Source organism: Bacillus sp. FSL K6-0268 (genome assembly GCF_038005425.1).
GTDB lineage: Bacteria > Bacillota > Bacilli > Bacillales > Bacillaceae_G > Bacillus_A > Bacillus_A thuringiensis_S.
This window is the reverse complement of record NZ_JBBOTF010000001.1, coordinates 271,459-288,751: the sequence shown is the minus strand read 5'-3', so window position 1 is coordinate 288,751 and position 17,293 is coordinate 271,459. Positions and strand designations below refer to the sequence as shown.

Below are 17,293 nucleotides of genomic sequence, written 5' to 3'. Positions count from 1 at the left end.
CTTTATGCTCGATTCATAAACCGTTCATTTTGTCATTATGATTATATGAAGCTACCTCTCTATTGTTTCACTATTCCGATAAAAATACAATGTTTTTGACTAATAAGAAAAGTTCCTATTTAAGGATAGATCCTTTTCTTATATTAGTCCCCCTTCAATGCTTTTAACGGCAAAGAGGTTACATATCCAATATACGAGAATAATTCTTTAAAGAAGAATGGTATTTCTGTATCTAACGTTTTATATGCTGATGTCGGCGTTGGTGAAGCATATGCTTCAATATTAATATGTTTTGCGATTCTCATTGCGCGTTTCATATGAAGTGGATCACTTACAATCGTGTATGTGTGTATTCCGTTCTCTATTCCAACTTGCTTCGCATTCTTTAAATTTTCTTCAGTGAAAAGGGATTTTGTTTCAATTAAAATATCTTCCTCTTTTACACCTTGTTTCATTGCATATACTCTTGCAGTACGTGCTTCCTCAAGTTCTGCCTCGAACTTTGTACCACCTGTAAAAATAATCTTTTTAATATTTCCGTTCCTATATAAAGAAATCGCATGATTAATTCTTTCTTTAAATACAGGAGATGGTTTTCCGTTCCATGAAGCTGCGCCTAGTACGATACCAGCATCCGTTTTCACGTCATCATTTGCTTTAAAACGATAACTCCAAATATCGTAAGCTGCATAACTTACATATAAAATAGCAGAACAAATCATTAGTAAAAATACTTGAAAGATTCGTCTTTTCTTACTCTTCTTATTTTCTTTCATTTGTAATTGCCTCCGTACATCATCCATACTTCTATAAAAAACATTTATATCAAATCGTTTTGTTTGAGTTTATTTAAAAGAAGGAACTTTACTTGTTATTTATATATAAAAGGGTTTTCATTTAAAATTGAGGATTATCAATTCATTTTCATTTGCGGTATTCATTACATTTTTTTAAATTCATAAGTTTATTACCATACAACTACATTGTAACGAATTTTTTCTCAGAAGGGAACGATGAAACAAAAGGAATTAAAATAAAGTAGCATTTTGTAAGAAAAAAGGTATATTTTTCATATCTCACGAACAATATACCTTTCAAAACACGAATTATACCTTTTCTTTATATAACTGTAATTTTTCTAACAATTGTTCTTTTACGCCTGGCCATTCACTCGAGATAATACTGTACACCACCGCATCTCTCACATAACCATTCGGTAATTTTCTTTCATTTCTAAGCACACCCTCTTTTACTGCGCCTAACCTTTCAATTGCTCGTTGTGCTTTTTCATTTCTTGCATCCGTCTTAATTTGTACCCTAAGCATATGCAGTTTTTCAAAAGCATACTGGAGAAGCATATACTTACACTCTGTATTTATACTCGTACGTTGCACACTCGGATGATACCACGTTTGCCCTAACTCAACTGTCTTATCTTCTACTGAAATATTATATAAACGTGTACTTCCTACAATCTTATTCGTCTGTTGATCTACGACTACCAAAGGTATTTGAGTACCTCTTCCGTAACCCTTTATCGCTTTTTGAACGTATTGTTGCATATCTTGCACACTATCCATTTTAGAGATTAAATACGCCCAAATATCCCGATTTCCTTCTACAATCGAAAACAAAGTTTCGACATCAGTATTATCCATTAACCGCAACTTTGCTCTTTCGTGAATAATTTCCATTTGTAAGCCCCCTTTGTTGTTACTATAACATACCATCAATATCGTTTTATTAATATATAAAAATATTTTTTCGTAAACGTGTAGTACATCTAAAAATAAAAAATGCGATGCCTTTATTCAAGCATCGCACTTATAATTTCGCACTACCTACGATTTTACGATAAATATTCATTTACACAAGTTAGTAAACGTCATATATTTAGAACTTACATTCTAGTTCAAAGCAACAAATAAGCAATCGGCGTAATGATAAGCAACGTTAAAATCGTTCTCTGCACATACAGAATAATAAGTTCAGATACTTTTAACGGAATATCTGTTGATAATATACAAGGAATGGAAGCGGAGAAAAACAGTATAGATGATACGGAAACAACTGCAATGACAAACTTTGTCACAAGTGGCGCACTTACAACTAATAATGACGGTAAAAACATTTCTGCAATACCAACTGATGCGGCTTTAGCGGCTAAGTCTGCTTCTGGTAATTGTAATAGCCATGTAAACGGATAGAAAATATAACTGATCCAATCAAATATTGGCGTAAACTTCGCTAAGACGATACCAATTAATCCTACTGACATAATGGATGGTAAAATTCCCATCGTCATAATAAATCCGTCTTTTAAATTCACTGCAATATTTTTCATAATGCTCGGTGCAGACTTTGATACTTCTAACGCATCTTCCCAAGCACATTCTAACATTTTCTCTTTATAAACAGGCTCTGGGAACCCTTCTTCTGTTACATATGTATCTGGTTTTCTACTGAGGGGCGGGATTCTTACGGTGATAGCAGTCACGATGAATGTTACAACAAGCGTAGTCCAAAAATAAACATTCCATAAATGCATAATATCTAATGTTTTTGCGATGATGATCATAAATGTAGCGGATACTGTAGAAAATCCTGTAGCGATAATCGCCGCTTCTTTTGTGGTATACTTTCCTTCTTTATACACGCGATTCGTAATAAGGAGAGCAAGCGAATAACTTCCAACGAAGGACGCAACTGCATCGATTGCCGATCTCCCCGGCGTATTCCATAATGGCCTCATAATCGGACGACAAAATGTACCGATAAATTCAAGCAATCCATATCCGACTAATAACGCTAAAAACGCCGAGCCAATTGGAACGAGCAAACTTACTGATATGACTAGCTTCTCATACAAAAACGGTCCAACATCTGGCGCAAAGAACCAAGCTGGTCCTACTTTTAAACAATATAATATGCCAAAAACAACGCCAACTACTTTTAAAATAGAAAAACAAATGTCTACGATAGATGCATTCCATTTCTTCGTATAAAATGGATAAATCGCACCAATTGCCATAACAAATAATGCATAATAAGGTACTACGTCAGGAACCGAAGCCCTAATCCACGATACGATATGATCAATCATAATAGACGATGCACCGTTTATCGTAACAGGAACGAAAAACATAAACACTCCAACGAGACTAGCAAGTATAAACCGGAGAATAATCCCCTTCTCTCGCCCTGCCTTAATTATATTGCTCTTTAATTCAATTTCACTCAAAATTCGACACCTCCTATTATCTAAATATTCTGTATAATTATGTTATATTCCTTCTTTCCGTTTCTACTATTTAATCATATGAAAAAACCTATTTTGAAATAGGCTTTTCTATTCCCCTTTATAATCATCCACAATCACTTGAATGATACGATAAGATTCTTCTGCCACCCTCTCATTACTATCCTTATTTGCGTCATATGTAATTAACGCCTTCCAAAGTGCCCATCCTCTCGCTCTATTCCATGTTTCTTCGTCCATACGTAACACTTCTTTAAATACGTTTCTACTATTTTCATCAAAAAATGTCCCAGCCATCGCCGCATCACATGCAGGATCTCCTACTCCTAAAATACCAAAATCAATTACAGCACAAAGCTTTCCATCTTTAACGAGTAAATTCCCTGGCGCTACATCTCCATGAACCCAAACTGGCTTACGGTCCCATGTTGAACTAAGTGCTACATTCCAAAGGTGCTTTAATAATGCCTCGTCAAAAACATCCTTATTATTTTCAATAGCAACTCTCGCCTCTTCATCATATACCGATATAAGTCCGCCCCGGTAAAAATTATGTGTTCCAGCTAAAGGTCCGTTACTCGCATCAATAGATTGCAATTCTACTAAAAAAGATCCTAAATCCGCTGCAAATTCATTTAAATCACGAACGTTTTGTTTCGTAACTGTTTCCCCCTCTATCCACTTATTAATAGACCAAGGCAATGGATACGCTTCAGACGGATTTCCTTTCGCAAGTGGTGTAGAAATCGGTAAAGAAAGCCTCTTACTTAATAGTGGTAACCACTTATTTTCTTTCTCTACTTGCGGTGCATATGCCACATCACTTGGCAATCTTACACTCATCTCATCCCCTAAGTGAAACGTCCTATTATCATGCCCACTAAACTTTACAGGTTTCACTTCTAAATGGGCCCATTCGGGAAACTGTTCCTGTATTAACTTTTCAACTAAACTTACATTAATTAGATGCATTCACACTCTCCTTTTCTTTTGAAACTTACTAAGCCCATCCGTACTTCCAACATATTCAAAACCATTTTTCTTATAAAAATCATTCAACGTACGATTATGCCCCACACAATCTAACTTCAAATACTCTTTATCACATTGCACATTCTCTTCTACCCACTGTAAAATCCATTCGCCTATTCCATTTCCCTTATACTTCCGTTTCACCGCAAATCTATGAATATATAATGAATTAGAAACTTCCTCTTTACCAAAAATATGTTCATCCCATTCATTTTGTTTAGGAGAAACTGTAACCGTACCAACTATTTCATCTTCTTTCAGAACAACATATGTATATTTTTCTCCTATACATTCTAGTATTTCAGCCGTAGCTTCCTCTCCTAAAAGATACTGCCACTGATCCACTTCTTTATATTGTAGCCATTGCGCTACTTCTTTTAATAAAAGGAGAATACTATCACTTTCAATTTCAGTAGCAATTCGAATTTCATGTTCTTTACTTATATTTCTCTCCATATTGCCGTTCCCCTTTCAAATTGCTACCATACTGACAAATGCATCCTTCCATCATTTTCATCTGTAATATATTCTACATAAAATCCTTGATTCACTGCGTTTTCATACATCATTTCAATCTCTTCTTGGTTTTTCGCATAAATTTGTATATACTCACCATCCGCTACTAATACGACTACTTCACACTTACTCTCCTTAAATTCTTCAAATGTTGCAATTTCTCCTAGTACCTCTCCTTTTGGACATGCTTTTAAATCTAAAAATAAAAGATAATATATGTTATCTTTTATTAGCTTTTTTAATTCTGATCCTTCCATAATCTCGTTATCTTCTGAAAATAACTCTGAACCTAATTCATTCCCTATTATTATATAAGCTTCCTCCCTTCCCATGACTTGCCAATCAAATACAGTAATATCAATTGGCTTTAATACTTTCCAAAGTAAATTATCATATCCATCTAGAATATCTACTGTAATCCCTCTTTTCATATGCTTGCTCCTAACTTATTCATTTTCATTTCATACATTATATATCAAATGTAATTACTATATTTTGTCGATACATATGTACATCATAAAAAAACCGCTCCACTACTAGCGAAACGGTTTCCTTCTGCTTACATTTAAATATTTCATTCAATTGTTGCACTACGTTTTAAAATATTTTTTAATATATGCACCACATCAGTCGTTCATTCTTAATGCTCACTTCGACTTCACGAAGTAATATAAAAACCATACTGCATGATTTTGTTCATCCGCAGCTATTCTCCGCAACAACTCTTTCAGATGTGCATCCGATGTCTCATCTGAAATTTCCAAATAAAAATCTACTGTTTTTTGTTCATCTTGTATAGCGAACTCTAATCCTTGTAAATACGTATTTGGGCAGTCTTCAGTAATTTGTGGTTTTGGCTGCCTACCAGTTAAACTCGTATAAATTTGTACAAAGTTGTGGAAATGCTTTATTTCATCATTACGAATTTCAAGAATTTGTTTTTGTTCTACTTGATTTGGAGCCATATTCGCTAATTTTGCATAGCAGCTTATAGCGCTATACTCTCCGTTTATAGCTTTTTCAATATCACTAATCAACTTATCATTTTGTCTATACCAATCATAATAATTCGAATTATACATCGTATCCCTCCATACTTTCGCTTAACATTTTATGCATTTAGAAATAGTAGGAGCCTGTGTATATAACGGGACGACTTTAGATTGAAAGTAAAGTTTGAGAAAAGGGTCTATTTTGCAAAGGAATTGCTTATTCATAAAGTGAAACTATAATCAATGGGGATTTTACTACACGGCAAATAGCGGATAAAATATCACTATTTTTTTGTACGCTGTTGCTATAAATTCGCGAATGAATCAGGTTTCCAACCAGATGTGGTGTTGAGATGCGAAGCTATTATGAATCCAGTCATATAACTAGGAGGTACCACTATGCCATCTTTATTTAAACCTATGGCCTTCCAGCTGAAAACCGAAAGACTTGAGCTTAGTATGTGGGAGGAATCCGATTCCGTTTGGCTGAGCAAATTAATTGGCGAACGTGGTGTGGACATTCCAGCCGTTGATTCCGTTCGTAACCGGCTCATTGAGATGCGCAAGAAGGCAGAGGAAAATGGCATTTCCCTTCTCACTATTCGAAGGCGCAATGAAGGCGATTTCATCGGATACTGCGGCTTAATTATCGGTCGTTCCACACTTGAAGAGCCGGAGATTGCATACGAGTTGTTCCGCAGCGCCCATGGTAAAGGTTATGCAACTGAGGCGGCATCCGTTGTACTGGACGCTGCGATTGCTACTGGGCGCCATAGACTTTGGTCGACTGTAGGCGCTTGGAATATCGCTTCACTCCGGGTACTAGAAAAGATAGGATTTAAGCGTCATCACAGTACGTGGGATGATGAACGTGGTGAGATTGTTTGGAACGTACGCGATTTTTAGAGATTCCGACTTAATTCTAAGGCGACAACAGCAGATACTCATTCTTCAGCTTTTAGATTTCATCACAAAAAAGCCGTTTCACTAATTTAGTGAAACGGCTTTTTTTAAGCGTTCAATTCTGTTTTATGCCCTTTTACTACACTACGTTTGAATGTAGTTGCTAATATAGTAACCATACTTACTATACCAATCCAAACGAGTACAGTAACAGGTGTATTCCAGCTTAATCCTTTTCCGAAGAAGAAGATTTCTCTTAGGCCTTCAATCATAAATTTCATTGGTAACCATGAGTAAACCCAGTCTTGATAAAACGGAGACAACATCTCAGGTGCTAACGATAATAACGGCGCCCCGAAGAATAGTAATAAAGCGAATAAACCGATTCCTTTTAGCCCAACTAATGAAAGTACCGCAGATATCATTAAGAAGAAACTAAAAGAAGTAATAGATAAGAATAGAGCTGTATCCGTGAAGTTCGAAATATTTAACCCTACCATCCCATCTGCAATCCATGTAAGACCAAACCCAATTACAAGTGTCGCAATAGCCCCTGTTACGATTTGTTTTACTTTTAACAGAAAGTTTTCTTTTCTTGAGCTTACTGGCATTTTACTAATCGCAATAAAAATAATCGCTGCACTAGCTAAACTTGCAATCCATAACGGTTGGAACAATGATATTGGTGAGTTACCGTTCGCACTATTTTTGCCGACCTCATTCACATTTTTCACGTTCTTTACAATAGGTGTTACTAATTTCTCAGCTTGGTCTGTTGTTACAGTAGCTCCTTTTGTTTTCAACCCTTCTAATATTTGTGTACGGACATTATTGTTCATATTATCAACGATCGCCTGTAATATTTGTCCTGCCATAGTTGATGCAGCCGTATTCATTCCTTGATTAATATATATTTCTATCTCAGGTGAAGATGGCTGTGGTGTTCGTAACGATGCTTGTTTTGCACTAAATTCTTTCGGAATGACTAACGCTGCATAATACTCTTTATTATTTAGCCCTTTTTGAACTGCTTCCTTATTCTTCACTTCTACCCACTTTACCGCAGGTTCTTCATCTGATTTCGATGATTTTTTCACCGTATCAACAATTGTTTGCCCCATATTCATTTTCGGTTGATTTGGAATTTCTACACCTTGATCCTCATTTACAATTGCAATTGGCAAGTTTTTCGGCTGCGGTTGAACAGTTGGAAATAACGTTAATGAAAAAATAAAAACAACAAGCAGTGCAATAACTGGTGATAAAAATAAAAGTTTATTTTTAAACATTTTCTTTTTTCCTCCTTTAATTTGATTTATAATAATCAACAACGTGTTGTTTATTTATATTTTGAATTATATGTTCGAGTTGAACCATATACAATAATCAAAAATCGGGAATGTGTCGGTTATAAGACACATTTTCTAAATGTGTTGAGTAAAATTAAGGAGGGACATGCGTTGCGCGATAGCAATTTAGATTTGCGTGTTGTTCGTACGAAAACCGCCATACGAAATGCATTGGTGGAGCTAATTGAAGAAAAAGGTTTTGACGCCATTACAGTGAAAGATATTACTACGAAAGCAAACATTAATCGCGGTACTTTCTATGCGCACTATCAAGATAAATTTGATTTAATGACAAAATGCCAAGAAGACATTATGTACGAGTTTTCTAAAATTGCCAAACAGAAATTCCCGGAAGTTATTGCTGATCTTGGAACAAATCCTTCTCCAACAATGCCATTTATACTTATCACTTCTATTCTTGAATTTCTAAATGAAAATAGTGGTTTTATGAGAGCTGTGCTTAGCCCAAATGGAGATTTATCTTTCCAAACAAAACTGAAAGATTTTATGTGGAAAACATTATTTGAAGATACGAATGGTCCTCTCATTAATAAGGAAAATTTACTTGTTCCAAGCGAATACTTAACTTCTTATATGGCATCTGCACATATAGGTGTCATACAGCAATGGTTAAATAATGGACAAAAAGAAACACCTGAGGAGATTGCTCGCTTTTTATCAACTATTGCAGTTCATGGACCTTTTTATGCGGCTGGTTTAAAGAAATAAGTCAGCTATATAATAAAAGAGCATCCACTATAATAGTGGATGCTCTTTTACTTACAACACTTCAATATACCCTTCTGTTCCATGTATCCGAATTCGTTGACCGTCTTTTATTCGTTTCGTAGCATTCTCTACTCCGACGACTGCTGGTAATCCATACTCACGTGCAATTACTGCTCCGTGCGTCATAAGCCCACCGACTTCTGTTACTAACCCTTTTATAGAAACAAACAAAGGTGTCCAGCCAGGATCGGTAAATGCCGTAACTAATATATCTCCCTCTTCCAAATTCGCGTCTTCCATATTTAAAATAACGCGTGCTCTCCCCTCAATCACTCCAGAAGAAACAGGCAAACCTACTATTGCTTCAGCTGGGAGATTTTCTCGTTTATATTTACCTGTAATGATTTCTCCATCAGACGTCATAACTCGCGGCGGCGTTAGTTTTTCATATAATTTGTACTCATTTTTTTGCTTATGAATAAGCTCGTAATCTAGTTTATTTGTGCGGACGACTTCGTGAAGTTCTTCAAAAGTTAAGTAGTATATATCATCGACTTCATGAATGACCCCGCTCTGCACAAGTTGCTTAGCTTCTTTCAATAACGCCTGCTTATATATAAAATAACGATTAATCATGCCGTATTTTGGATATTCACGATAACCGATACAATTACGGATGTTGCGAATCATTCGCTTCGTTTCTTCTACTTTTTGTTTTCCATCCGGCAAGTCTTGTAATCGATCTACTAACTCTTCTTCTTTTTTCAAAGCTTCCTGTAGTCCTTCTTCAAACTTTCGCTTACTAGCGCCAGCTTCAAAGTCTCTTATATTATTTAAAATCATCGGGATAATGATTGTTGGCTTTTCACTCCAGCGCGTTTTCGTAATGTCGATTTCTCCGCTGCATCTCATTCCATATTTGCTTAGAAACGCCTCGATTGCATCCCGAACTTTTTCCCCGCCTTTAAACTGAACTAATTCATCTAAAAAGCTGTCATCTTCTACATGCTGTAAATACGCAATGACTTCTGGATACGGCCGAATCACATCTGCAACATCTAATAATGCTAAACCCATTTCTGAAGTAATATTATTTTGTACGGATTGAGAAAGTGTATCTGCTGCATTTTTTTCACCTAGCCATTGCTCCATCTTTTCATTCATCCATGTTGAAGCATTCATACCAGCCATAATAACAGCTATACTTTGCGGGTTAAATAATACTTTCTTTAATTGCTGGATGTCTTGCAAAATAAAATCAAATACATCCACACCTGATTTCGTTTGCATGTTTCGTTTTAACTCTTCGATCGATTCTTGACTATTCTGTATTAAATTCGTAACGATTGCCGTATTATTTTCGATTTCTGTTTGCGAACTTGCAGGTTGCTTACTTTTACTAGCACTCTTTCCTTTTTCATCATCCGGTAACAATTGAATAAAATCATCTCGCTCGATTATAGTCGTTAATGCATCTCTTACGAGTGGATCCGATTTTCCTAAAGTGTTTATTAAGTAATCTCTGCTAGCAGGTAAAGCTAATTGTTGCGTAGCATCAACAAATAACCTGCCTCCCGCTTTACGCATAGGAGCACTAGTCGTTAACAAGAAAAAAGATAACCCAAGTGGTTTCATCGCATCGGTCATCATTTGTTGGTGACCAACCGATATATACACATGATTTTCCCCATCATTTACTCCTGGAATTGGATATAAAGTCGTAATCGGCCTGCTTTGGACTATATGAAATGTATCATCAACTAAACACCATTCAATATCTTGCGGACAACCAAAATAAACTTCGATTTGTCTTCCGATGCGTGCTAGTTGTAAAATTTGTTGTTCAGTAAGTGTTTGAACTTTTTGCTGATTAGGAGCAATTTTCTTTGTCTCTGTTCCGCCTTCTTTTCGTCCATAGATGGCTAATTTTTTCGTTGCGATGACCTTTCCGACGATTTCATCTTCTTTTACCTTATAATTATCGGCAGAAACCAATCCAGATACTAGCGCCTCGCCAAGTCCAAAGCTGGCATCGATTGACAACACCTTCCTATTCGAAGTAATCGGATCGGCAGTAAATAAAATCCCTGAAGCCACAGGGAAAACCATTTTTTGAACGACAACACATATAGAAACTTGATTATGATCAAAACCGTTTTGCATTCGGTATATAACCGCTCGATCTGTAAATAAAGAAGCCCAGCATTTTTTAATATGCTGCAAAATGCTTTCTTTTCCAATAATATTTAAATACGTATCTTGTTGACCAGCAAACGAGGCATACGGTAAATCTTCAGCAGTAGCACTCGAACGCACTGCATACGCATGTTCATCGCCAAAGCGAGAGAGATGATGAGCTACTGATTCCACTACATCAACTGGAATTTCCACCGCCATAATGACTTCTCTAATCTTCTTACTAATTTCACAAATTTGACCTCGTTCCTCAATTTTTAGCATCGTTAGCTGCTGCAACAAAATTTGAAGCCCTTCATTTTGCTCGATGGCCTTTTCATACCCTATCGTTGTAACACAAAATCCTTCTGGCACTTGTATCCCTTGAATGTTGGATAACTCCCCTAAATTCAAACCTTTTCCACCGACAAGTGAAAGGTACGTGTTTTCTATTTCCTGAAAATCGAGAACGAAAGAACTCATGTAACATCTCTCCTTACTTTACTTGTGTTCTTGATTGTATCAGTAGTAAATGAGAAGAAACAGTCTATTTCGAACTTAATTTACATGATATAATTAAGTTAGGAAGAGATAATCTTTTTTATTTATCCCCTCGAATTCACTTCAATTATATCTCCAAACTTAAACATTCTTTGATTATGAAAAGCATCGATACAAGTAATCGTCTTATTTAATGGATTTATATCAGCTACTGTTATGTAATTTTTGTATAAACTTACATTATAATATCCAGATGAATCTTTTATTAACTCGTAATCCCTCCTCAAAAAATAGTAGAAACTACAATTGTAAAATCAATATTTCCTGTTTGCACTTTATATAAATTGATATGAATCTCTCTTAATTCTAGGACTAAATTATTGTTTTTTAATCCCACATTAATTCTTTTCTCAAATTCGCCAAAATGAATTTTCAAGATTAGGGAACTATAATGTCGTATTAAAATATATTAAGGGGGAGAAAAATTGGACAATGAAATGAATTATGGAAGTGATTACAAGTTTATTCCAGCAACTTCAATTGAAAGTGGTCATGGCATTGAAGTATTGCCTGATTTATTTTGTTACACGATTCAAATCGTCAATATATGCTTTGCTGGAAATCCTGAGACCAATGATTTTGTTTTAGTTGATGCTGGAATGCCTAAATGTGCAAATAAAATTATCTCTATCGCTGAGGATCGATTTGGTACCAATAGTCGCCCAAAAGCCATTATTTTAACTCACGGCCATTTTGATCATGTTGGGGGAATAATTGAACTCATCAAGTATTGGGATGTTCCCGTCTATGCACATCAGATGGAGATACCGTTCCTGACCGGACAACAAAGCTATCCAGAACCAGACCCTACAGTTGAAGGTGGTATGGTAGCAAAAATGTCTCCTCTGTTCCCAAACGAACCAATTGACTTAGGAAATAACGTAAAAGCGCTACCTACCGATGGAACTGTTCCCCATATGCCAGAGTTTAGATGGATTCATACACCAGGACATACTCCAGGGCATATTTCATTATTCCGAGAAAAAGAACGAACTTTAATTGCTGGGGACGCTTTTGTTACAGTGAAACAGGAGTATCTGTATAAAGTAATAACTCAAGAACAGGAAATAAGCGGTCCGCCTCGTTATTTAACAACAGACTGGAAAGCCGCTAAAGAGTCAGTTATTAAGCTAGAGAAGTTAAAGCCTCTAACCGCTGTTACTGGACATGGGATACCGATGTCGGGTGAATTGCTATCAACAAGCCTCAAAACACTCGTTCAAGAATTTGATAAAATCGCTTTACCCGATTATGGAAAATATGTAGACTAAAAGATACATTAAGCATGAAAATAATTTTTATTCTTATATTTAAGAAACAAAATCAAAACGGAAAAAATTATTAAGTTTAATAAAAAACACTGTACTTAGGCAACATCTCTATTATTAGAATAGAACTACGCCTTGTGAATAAAACTCGATATTCCTCAAATACTATCTGTAGTATAAGCCCGCTTCTTACCCAGGTTGTACTTCTTACCATTAAAGGTTGATTAAAATGGGTTACGCTATATAGCATAACCCGTTTTTAATGAAATCTTTTATTCCATATACGTTTAAATAATGGAGGAAAATGATGAAACATATTGTTGCTTTATTAATTAAATACACAGCGATAACTGCAGTATTACTTATCGTACTCAGTATCTTTCAAGGCATTTCAATTCCTAGAGTATTACTCATTTCTCTTTTCTTAACAGGGGCTGCCTATTTAATCGGCGATCTCTTCATTTTACCTAAATACGGAAATATGATTGCTACAATGGCAGATTTCGGCTTAACTTTTTTCGGAATTTGGTTACTAACATACTTATTCACTAATTTAGACACTACTCGTAATATTGGACTTTCTTCATTTATAGCCGCTTTAATTATTGGTGGAACAGAAATTTTCTTCCACATTTATATGAAGAGACTAGTGCTGCGTAACGACGATGAATTAAGAAATCACAAGCATATTCATCATGATAAATATGCTATGGAAATGTCAGATGAATATATGGATTCTTCTACAATAAATAAATCCAAAATTGGGGATACATCTAAAAAATAAAAAAGTGGCCAATGCCACTTTTTTATTTTTGGTTATTAAGCTTGATCAGAGTTTCTTACATGTAACGGTGGTGGAACTACCCACCCTTTTTTCTTACTTAAACGCAGCAAAGTTACACCTGCTTGCGCTTTTTTCATATGAAATTGTCCGAATAACATCCCTACATCTTCTCGAAGACATTTTCCCATCACTTGACTACATGTCACAAGTCCAGCTGCTAATCCTGTAGAAACAGCTGCTGCTATTTCAGCATCATTAATACGTGCCCCTGGGGGAATGTCTTCGATAGATGCAACTGGTCGTTCTGGAGGAGCAGGCGGTAAAGCTACGCCATTAACCTTTAAAAGAGTTTTTAACTCTTCTATTTCCGAGTTCATATCATTTTCAATTAAGCTTTCTAAAAACTTCTTCAAATCTTCGTCACCTGTGTGATTCATAAACACTTGATGGCTTGCGATTCCACCTTGTGCAGCTAGAAGATAACTCCAAATATCAAATACTTCTCCGTAATGTAACGGTTCATTTTGAGGATTTCCACTTAAAATACCCATTTTTAAATTCCTCCCTTTCGAAAATATCATAATCAATATTGATTTCAATATTGAAATCAAATTTTTAAGTATGCTTTTTCCTGCAAAAGATTTTCTACTATGCATGGAAAACACCTTTCCAACACTGCGTGTTTATTGTTTAGGAAAGTAGTTTACAAATTAAATACTCAAAGATTATGAAAGAAGATTATCAATAATCTTTGAGTGAGAATCCATTTACTATAAGGGTTTTTATTTTTATACATATACAAAAGAAATTGATTTACATATCTGCTATATTGTATGCCAATTTACTTAGCGGTTAGCTCTACCACCAAGTTGTTGTTCAGCCATTGCTACTAAACGTTTTGTAATTTCACCACCAACAGATCCGTTTGAACGAGCTGTTGTATCTGCACCAAGTTGTACACCAAACTCTTGTGCAATTTCATATTTCATTTGATCAAGGGCCTGTTCAGCACCTCCAACTAACAATTCATTACGACTTCCACTATTATTGTTTGCCATATTGTTTCACCTCCGATGTTTTTAATATGCTACAAATTATGAAATAATAATTATCCTTTTTGTGGGAATTAGATTATGAATAAAAATTGATTTTTTTCTTAAAGTAGGGCAAAACATATAAGAAAGAATAACTGATATAACATACTTTCATAACAACACTATGTATACTTCCTAATTCCCTTCAGTATATAAAAGAAAGATTTCTATTTCACCAAGAGATTAAATAAAATTATGTTTTGAGACATAATCCAAAAGGAGATATGAGATGAAAGCTGTAACCTATCAAGGACCAAATCAAGTACAAGTTAAACAAGTTGATGATGCAAAGTTAGAGAAAAAAGATGATATTATTGTAAGAATTACTTCAACCGCTATTTGCGGTTCTGATTTACATTTATATCAAGGTAACATGCCCTTACCTCAAGGATACATTATCGGCCATGAACCAATGGGAATCGTTGAAGAAGTCGGGCCAGATGTCACTAAAGTGAAAAAAGGCGATCGTGTTGTCATCCCCTTCAACGTTTCTTGTGGACATTGTTTCTATTGCCAACATGAAATGGAAAGTCAATGTGATAACTCAAACCCTCATTACGATTCTGGTGGATACTTTGGTTATACGGAGAAATTTGGTAATCATCCAGGCGGACAAGCAGAATATTTAAAAGTTCCTTTTGGAAATTTCACTCCATTTGTTATACCGGAATCATGCGATCTTGAAGATGAATCCCTACTATTTTTATCAGATGTTTTACCAACAGCCTATTGGAGTGTAATAAACGCAGGCGTTAAACCAGGTGATACCGTTATCGTCCTTGGTTGTGGACCTGTTGGATTAATGACACAAAAATTTGCCTGGATGCAAGGTGCTAAGCGCGTAATAGCAGTGGATTACTTAGATTATCGAATGAATTACGCAAAAAAGATTAACAATGTTGAGGTATTTGAGTTTACAAAATTTCCAGATATGGGAGAACATTTAAAGGAAATTACACATGGCGGTGCCGATGTAGTCATTGATTGCGTGGGAATGGATGGAAAAAAATCGCCTCTAGAATTTCTGGAACAAAAATTGAAACTACAAGGCGGAACTCTCGGCCCTATTCAAATCGCTACGAAAGCCGTAAGGAAATATGGAACGATTCAAATGACTGGCGTTTATGGTGGCAATTATAATGCATTTCCACTCGGGGCATTTTGGGTTAGAAATATTAATCTTAAAATGGGACAAGCACCTGTCATTCATTTTATGCCGGAACTATTTAAAAAAATAACAAATAAAGAATTTGATCCAAAAGAGATTATTACACACAAAATCCCCCTTGAAGAAGCGAGCTACGGTTATCAAATTTTTAATAATCGTGAAGATGATTGTATAAAAGTCATTCTGAAGCCTTGAAGCTACAATTCATTATTCTTAATGAAAAGATAAGTATCTATCCCCTATTTTCATCTCACATCTAAAATAGTTATTTTCAAAAACTTTGCATTTTGAGTTAATAAATAATTGGTAAAAACATGAATTAAAGTATTAAGCAACCAAATAGCGGACACGATAACAATGTTAACTAACTTAAAAGAGGTGTACTTCATGTTTTATTATAAAGAGGAAATAATTAATATGATTAAGCCGGATAAACCAGACCCAGCTGCTGCAAAAGTTTTACAAGAAATATTAGGCGGGCATTATGGGGAAATGCGTACAATGATGCAATATTTCTTCCAAAGCTCAAATTTTAGAGGTAAAGAGAAGCAATATCGCGATTTACTTCGAGGTGTTTTTTTAGAGGAAATAAGCCATGTAGAACTTGTACAACATACAATTAATCAGCTACTAACTGGATCTGGTGAACCTACGCCAGGAAATGCTGGTATTGACAAAGCACCGCTTGATGAAGCGGTTAAACATGCAAACCCTCACCACTTTATTGTAGGTGCTCAAAGTTCATTGCCTGTTGATGCAGCTGGAAATCCGTGGAATGGATCTTGGGTATATAGTCATGGAAACTTAATTAGCGATTTACTAGATAATGTCGTACTTGAATCTACAGGCGTACTTCAAAAGACTAGAATTTATGAAATGAGTTCTAATCAAACATTTAGAGAAACTCTTGCATTTTTAATTGTACGTGATAATGCACATCAAAATGCTTTCGCAAAAGCTTTAGAGACATTGGGTGTTGAATGGGGAAAACTCTTCCCTGTGCCGAACTATGATATTAATAAATACCCAGAGTGCAGAAAGTATGTAGACATGGGATTCCATAACGCACAATTTAATTTTAGCTTAGATCCAACAAGAATGGGAGAAATATTCCAAGGTGAATCACCAAGTAGAAACAAAGGAACATTAGCAGTAACTGACCCGCCAAAAGGTTTTCCTGTACCAGAACTTCCTGAAATGCCAAATGAGCATAGTCCTGGATTAAAAGATATGGGTCTTTAAGATCATTATGGCCAACTATTGATTCATGGTTGGTCATAGTTATTTATAAAGATTCATGTAAACTTGTTGTTAACATGATAGGATGTTTTAATAAATCCTCTTTATTTAAAAGTGATGTTGATTATATTGCTGCTCCTCTTAATTTTGTTTCTATGAACCATTAAACGCCACTGTATACTTACTTATAATCTCTCTACCTCTATTCACGTATAACATCCTTA

General features: G+C 35.4%; 17 protein-coding genes. 6 read left to right on the top strand and 11 right to left on the bottom strand.

Going from position 1 to position 17,293, the window contains the following annotated elements; genetic code table 11:
* Window positions 1-143 precede the first annotated feature (143 nt).
* The 7 genes from MHI28_RS01390 to MHI28_RS01360 all read right to left on the bottom strand — a co-directional run bounded on the left by MHI28_RS01390 (window position 144) and on the right by MHI28_RS01360 (window position 5,889).
* Window positions 144-776, bottom strand: a complete 633-nt coding sequence (locus MHI28_RS01390; RefSeq protein WP_000662217.1) for a YdcF family protein — start codon at window positions 774-776, stop codon at window positions 144-146.
* Between the two features lie 330 nt (window positions 777-1,106).
* Window positions 1,107-1,694, bottom strand: a complete 588-nt coding sequence (locus MHI28_RS01385; protein ID WP_000402591.1) for a GNAT family N-acetyltransferase — start codon at window positions 1,692-1,694, stop codon at window positions 1,107-1,109.
* Between the two features lie 218 nt (window positions 1,695-1,912).
* Window positions 1,913-3,241, bottom strand: a complete 1,329-nt coding sequence (locus MHI28_RS01380) for a YjiH family protein (protein ID WP_001289409.1) — start codon at window positions 3,239-3,241, stop codon at window positions 1,913-1,915.
* 108 nt (window positions 3,242-3,349) lie between these two features.
* On the bottom strand, window positions 3,350-4,231 hold the full coding sequence (locus tag MHI28_RS01375) for an aminoglycoside phosphotransferase family protein (protein WP_000550179.1): 882 nt from the start codon (window positions 4,229-4,231) through the stop codon (window positions 3,350-3,352).
* Window positions 4,232-4,747: a GNAT family N-acetyltransferase gene (locus MHI28_RS01370; RefSeq protein ID WP_000440745.1), complete on the bottom strand. Its 516-nt coding sequence runs from the start codon at window positions 4,745-4,747 to the stop codon at window positions 4,232-4,234.
* A 23-nt stretch (window positions 4,748-4,770) separates the two neighbouring features.
* Window positions 4,771-5,238, bottom strand: a complete 468-nt coding sequence (locus MHI28_RS01365) for a DUF2691 family protein (protein ID WP_000820198.1) — start codon at window positions 5,236-5,238, stop codon at window positions 4,771-4,773.
* Between the two features lie 216 nt (window positions 5,239-5,454).
* Window positions 5,455-5,889, bottom strand: coding sequence for a ferritin-like domain-containing protein (locus MHI28_RS01360; protein ID WP_000282834.1), 435 nt, complete (start codon window positions 5,887-5,889; stop codon window positions 5,455-5,457).
* A gap of 309 nt (window positions 5,890-6,198) precedes the next feature.
* Here MHI28_RS01360 and MHI28_RS01355 point away from each other — a divergent pair, with 309 nt between their 5' ends.
* Entirely contained in the window at window positions 6,199-6,705 is a 507-nt protein-coding gene (locus MHI28_RS01355) for a GNAT family N-acetyltransferase (protein ID WP_001139518.1), read from the top strand.
* Between the two features lie 104 nt (window positions 6,706-6,809).
* On the opposite strand, the gene MHI28_RS01350 is transcribed toward MHI28_RS01355, so the two are convergent.
* Window positions 6,810-7,991: a YhgE/Pip domain-containing protein gene (locus tag MHI28_RS01350; protein ID WP_000475846.1), complete on the bottom strand. Its 1,182-nt coding sequence runs from the start codon at window positions 7,989-7,991 to the stop codon at window positions 6,810-6,812.
* Window positions 7,992-8,162: 171 nt separating this feature from the next.
* Here MHI28_RS01350 and MHI28_RS01345 point away from each other — a divergent pair, with 171 nt between their 5' ends.
* Window positions 8,163-8,780, top strand: coding sequence for a TetR/AcrR family transcriptional regulator (locus MHI28_RS01345; RefSeq protein WP_001205691.1), 618 nt, complete (start codon window positions 8,163-8,165; stop codon window positions 8,778-8,780).
* A gap of 51 nt (window positions 8,781-8,831) precedes the next feature.
* On the opposite strand, the gene ppsA is transcribed toward MHI28_RS01345, so the two are convergent.
* Window positions 8,832-11,438 (bottom strand): phosphoenolpyruvate synthase, encoded by a 2,607-nt coding sequence (gene ppsA, locus MHI28_RS01340; protein WP_000094221.1) that lies wholly within the window; start codon window positions 11,436-11,438, stop codon window positions 8,832-8,834.
* 503 nt (window positions 11,439-11,941) lie between these two features.
* Between ppsA and MHI28_RS01335 the strand changes: the two genes are divergently transcribed.
* Both MHI28_RS01335 and MHI28_RS01330 read left to right on the top strand, forming a co-directional pair.
* Window positions 11,942-12,787, top strand: a complete 846-nt coding sequence (locus tag MHI28_RS01335) for an MBL fold metallo-hydrolase (protein ID WP_000368266.1) — start codon at window positions 11,942-11,944, stop codon at window positions 12,785-12,787.
* A gap of 304 nt (window positions 12,788-13,091) precedes the next feature.
* Window positions 13,092-13,568, top strand: coding sequence for a YndM family protein (locus MHI28_RS01330; protein WP_000680681.1), 477 nt, complete (start codon window positions 13,092-13,094; stop codon window positions 13,566-13,568).
* Between the two features lie 35 nt (window positions 13,569-13,603).
* On the opposite strand, the gene MHI28_RS01325 is transcribed toward MHI28_RS01330, so the two are convergent.
* On the bottom strand, window positions 13,604-14,119 hold the full coding sequence (locus tag MHI28_RS01325; protein WP_000512140.1) for a DUF3231 family protein: 516 nt from the start codon (window positions 14,117-14,119) through the stop codon (window positions 13,604-13,606).
* 294 nt (window positions 14,120-14,413) lie between these two features.
* Window positions 14,414-14,626, bottom strand: coding sequence for a small acid-soluble spore protein, SasP family (sasP, locus tag MHI28_RS01320; RefSeq protein WP_000002835.1), 213 nt, complete (start codon window positions 14,624-14,626; stop codon window positions 14,414-14,416).
* 265 nt (window positions 14,627-14,891) lie between these two features.
* Here sasP and MHI28_RS01315 point away from each other — a divergent pair, with 265 nt between their 5' ends.
* The gene (locus tag MHI28_RS01315) at window positions 14,892-16,025 is read left to right on the top strand and encodes a zinc-dependent alcohol dehydrogenase (protein ID WP_340827570.1); all 1,134 of its coding nucleotides are present in this window, start codon (window positions 14,892-14,894) and stop codon (window positions 16,023-16,025) included.
* Window positions 16,026-16,217: 192 nt separating this feature from the next.
* Window positions 16,218-17,072 carry a manganese catalase family protein gene (locus MHI28_RS01310; RefSeq protein ID WP_000500336.1) on the top strand — a complete coding sequence of 285 codons (855 nt, stop codon included), beginning with the start codon at window positions 16,218-16,220 and terminating at the stop codon, window positions 17,070-17,072.
* Window positions 17,073-17,293 lie beyond the last annotated feature (221 nt).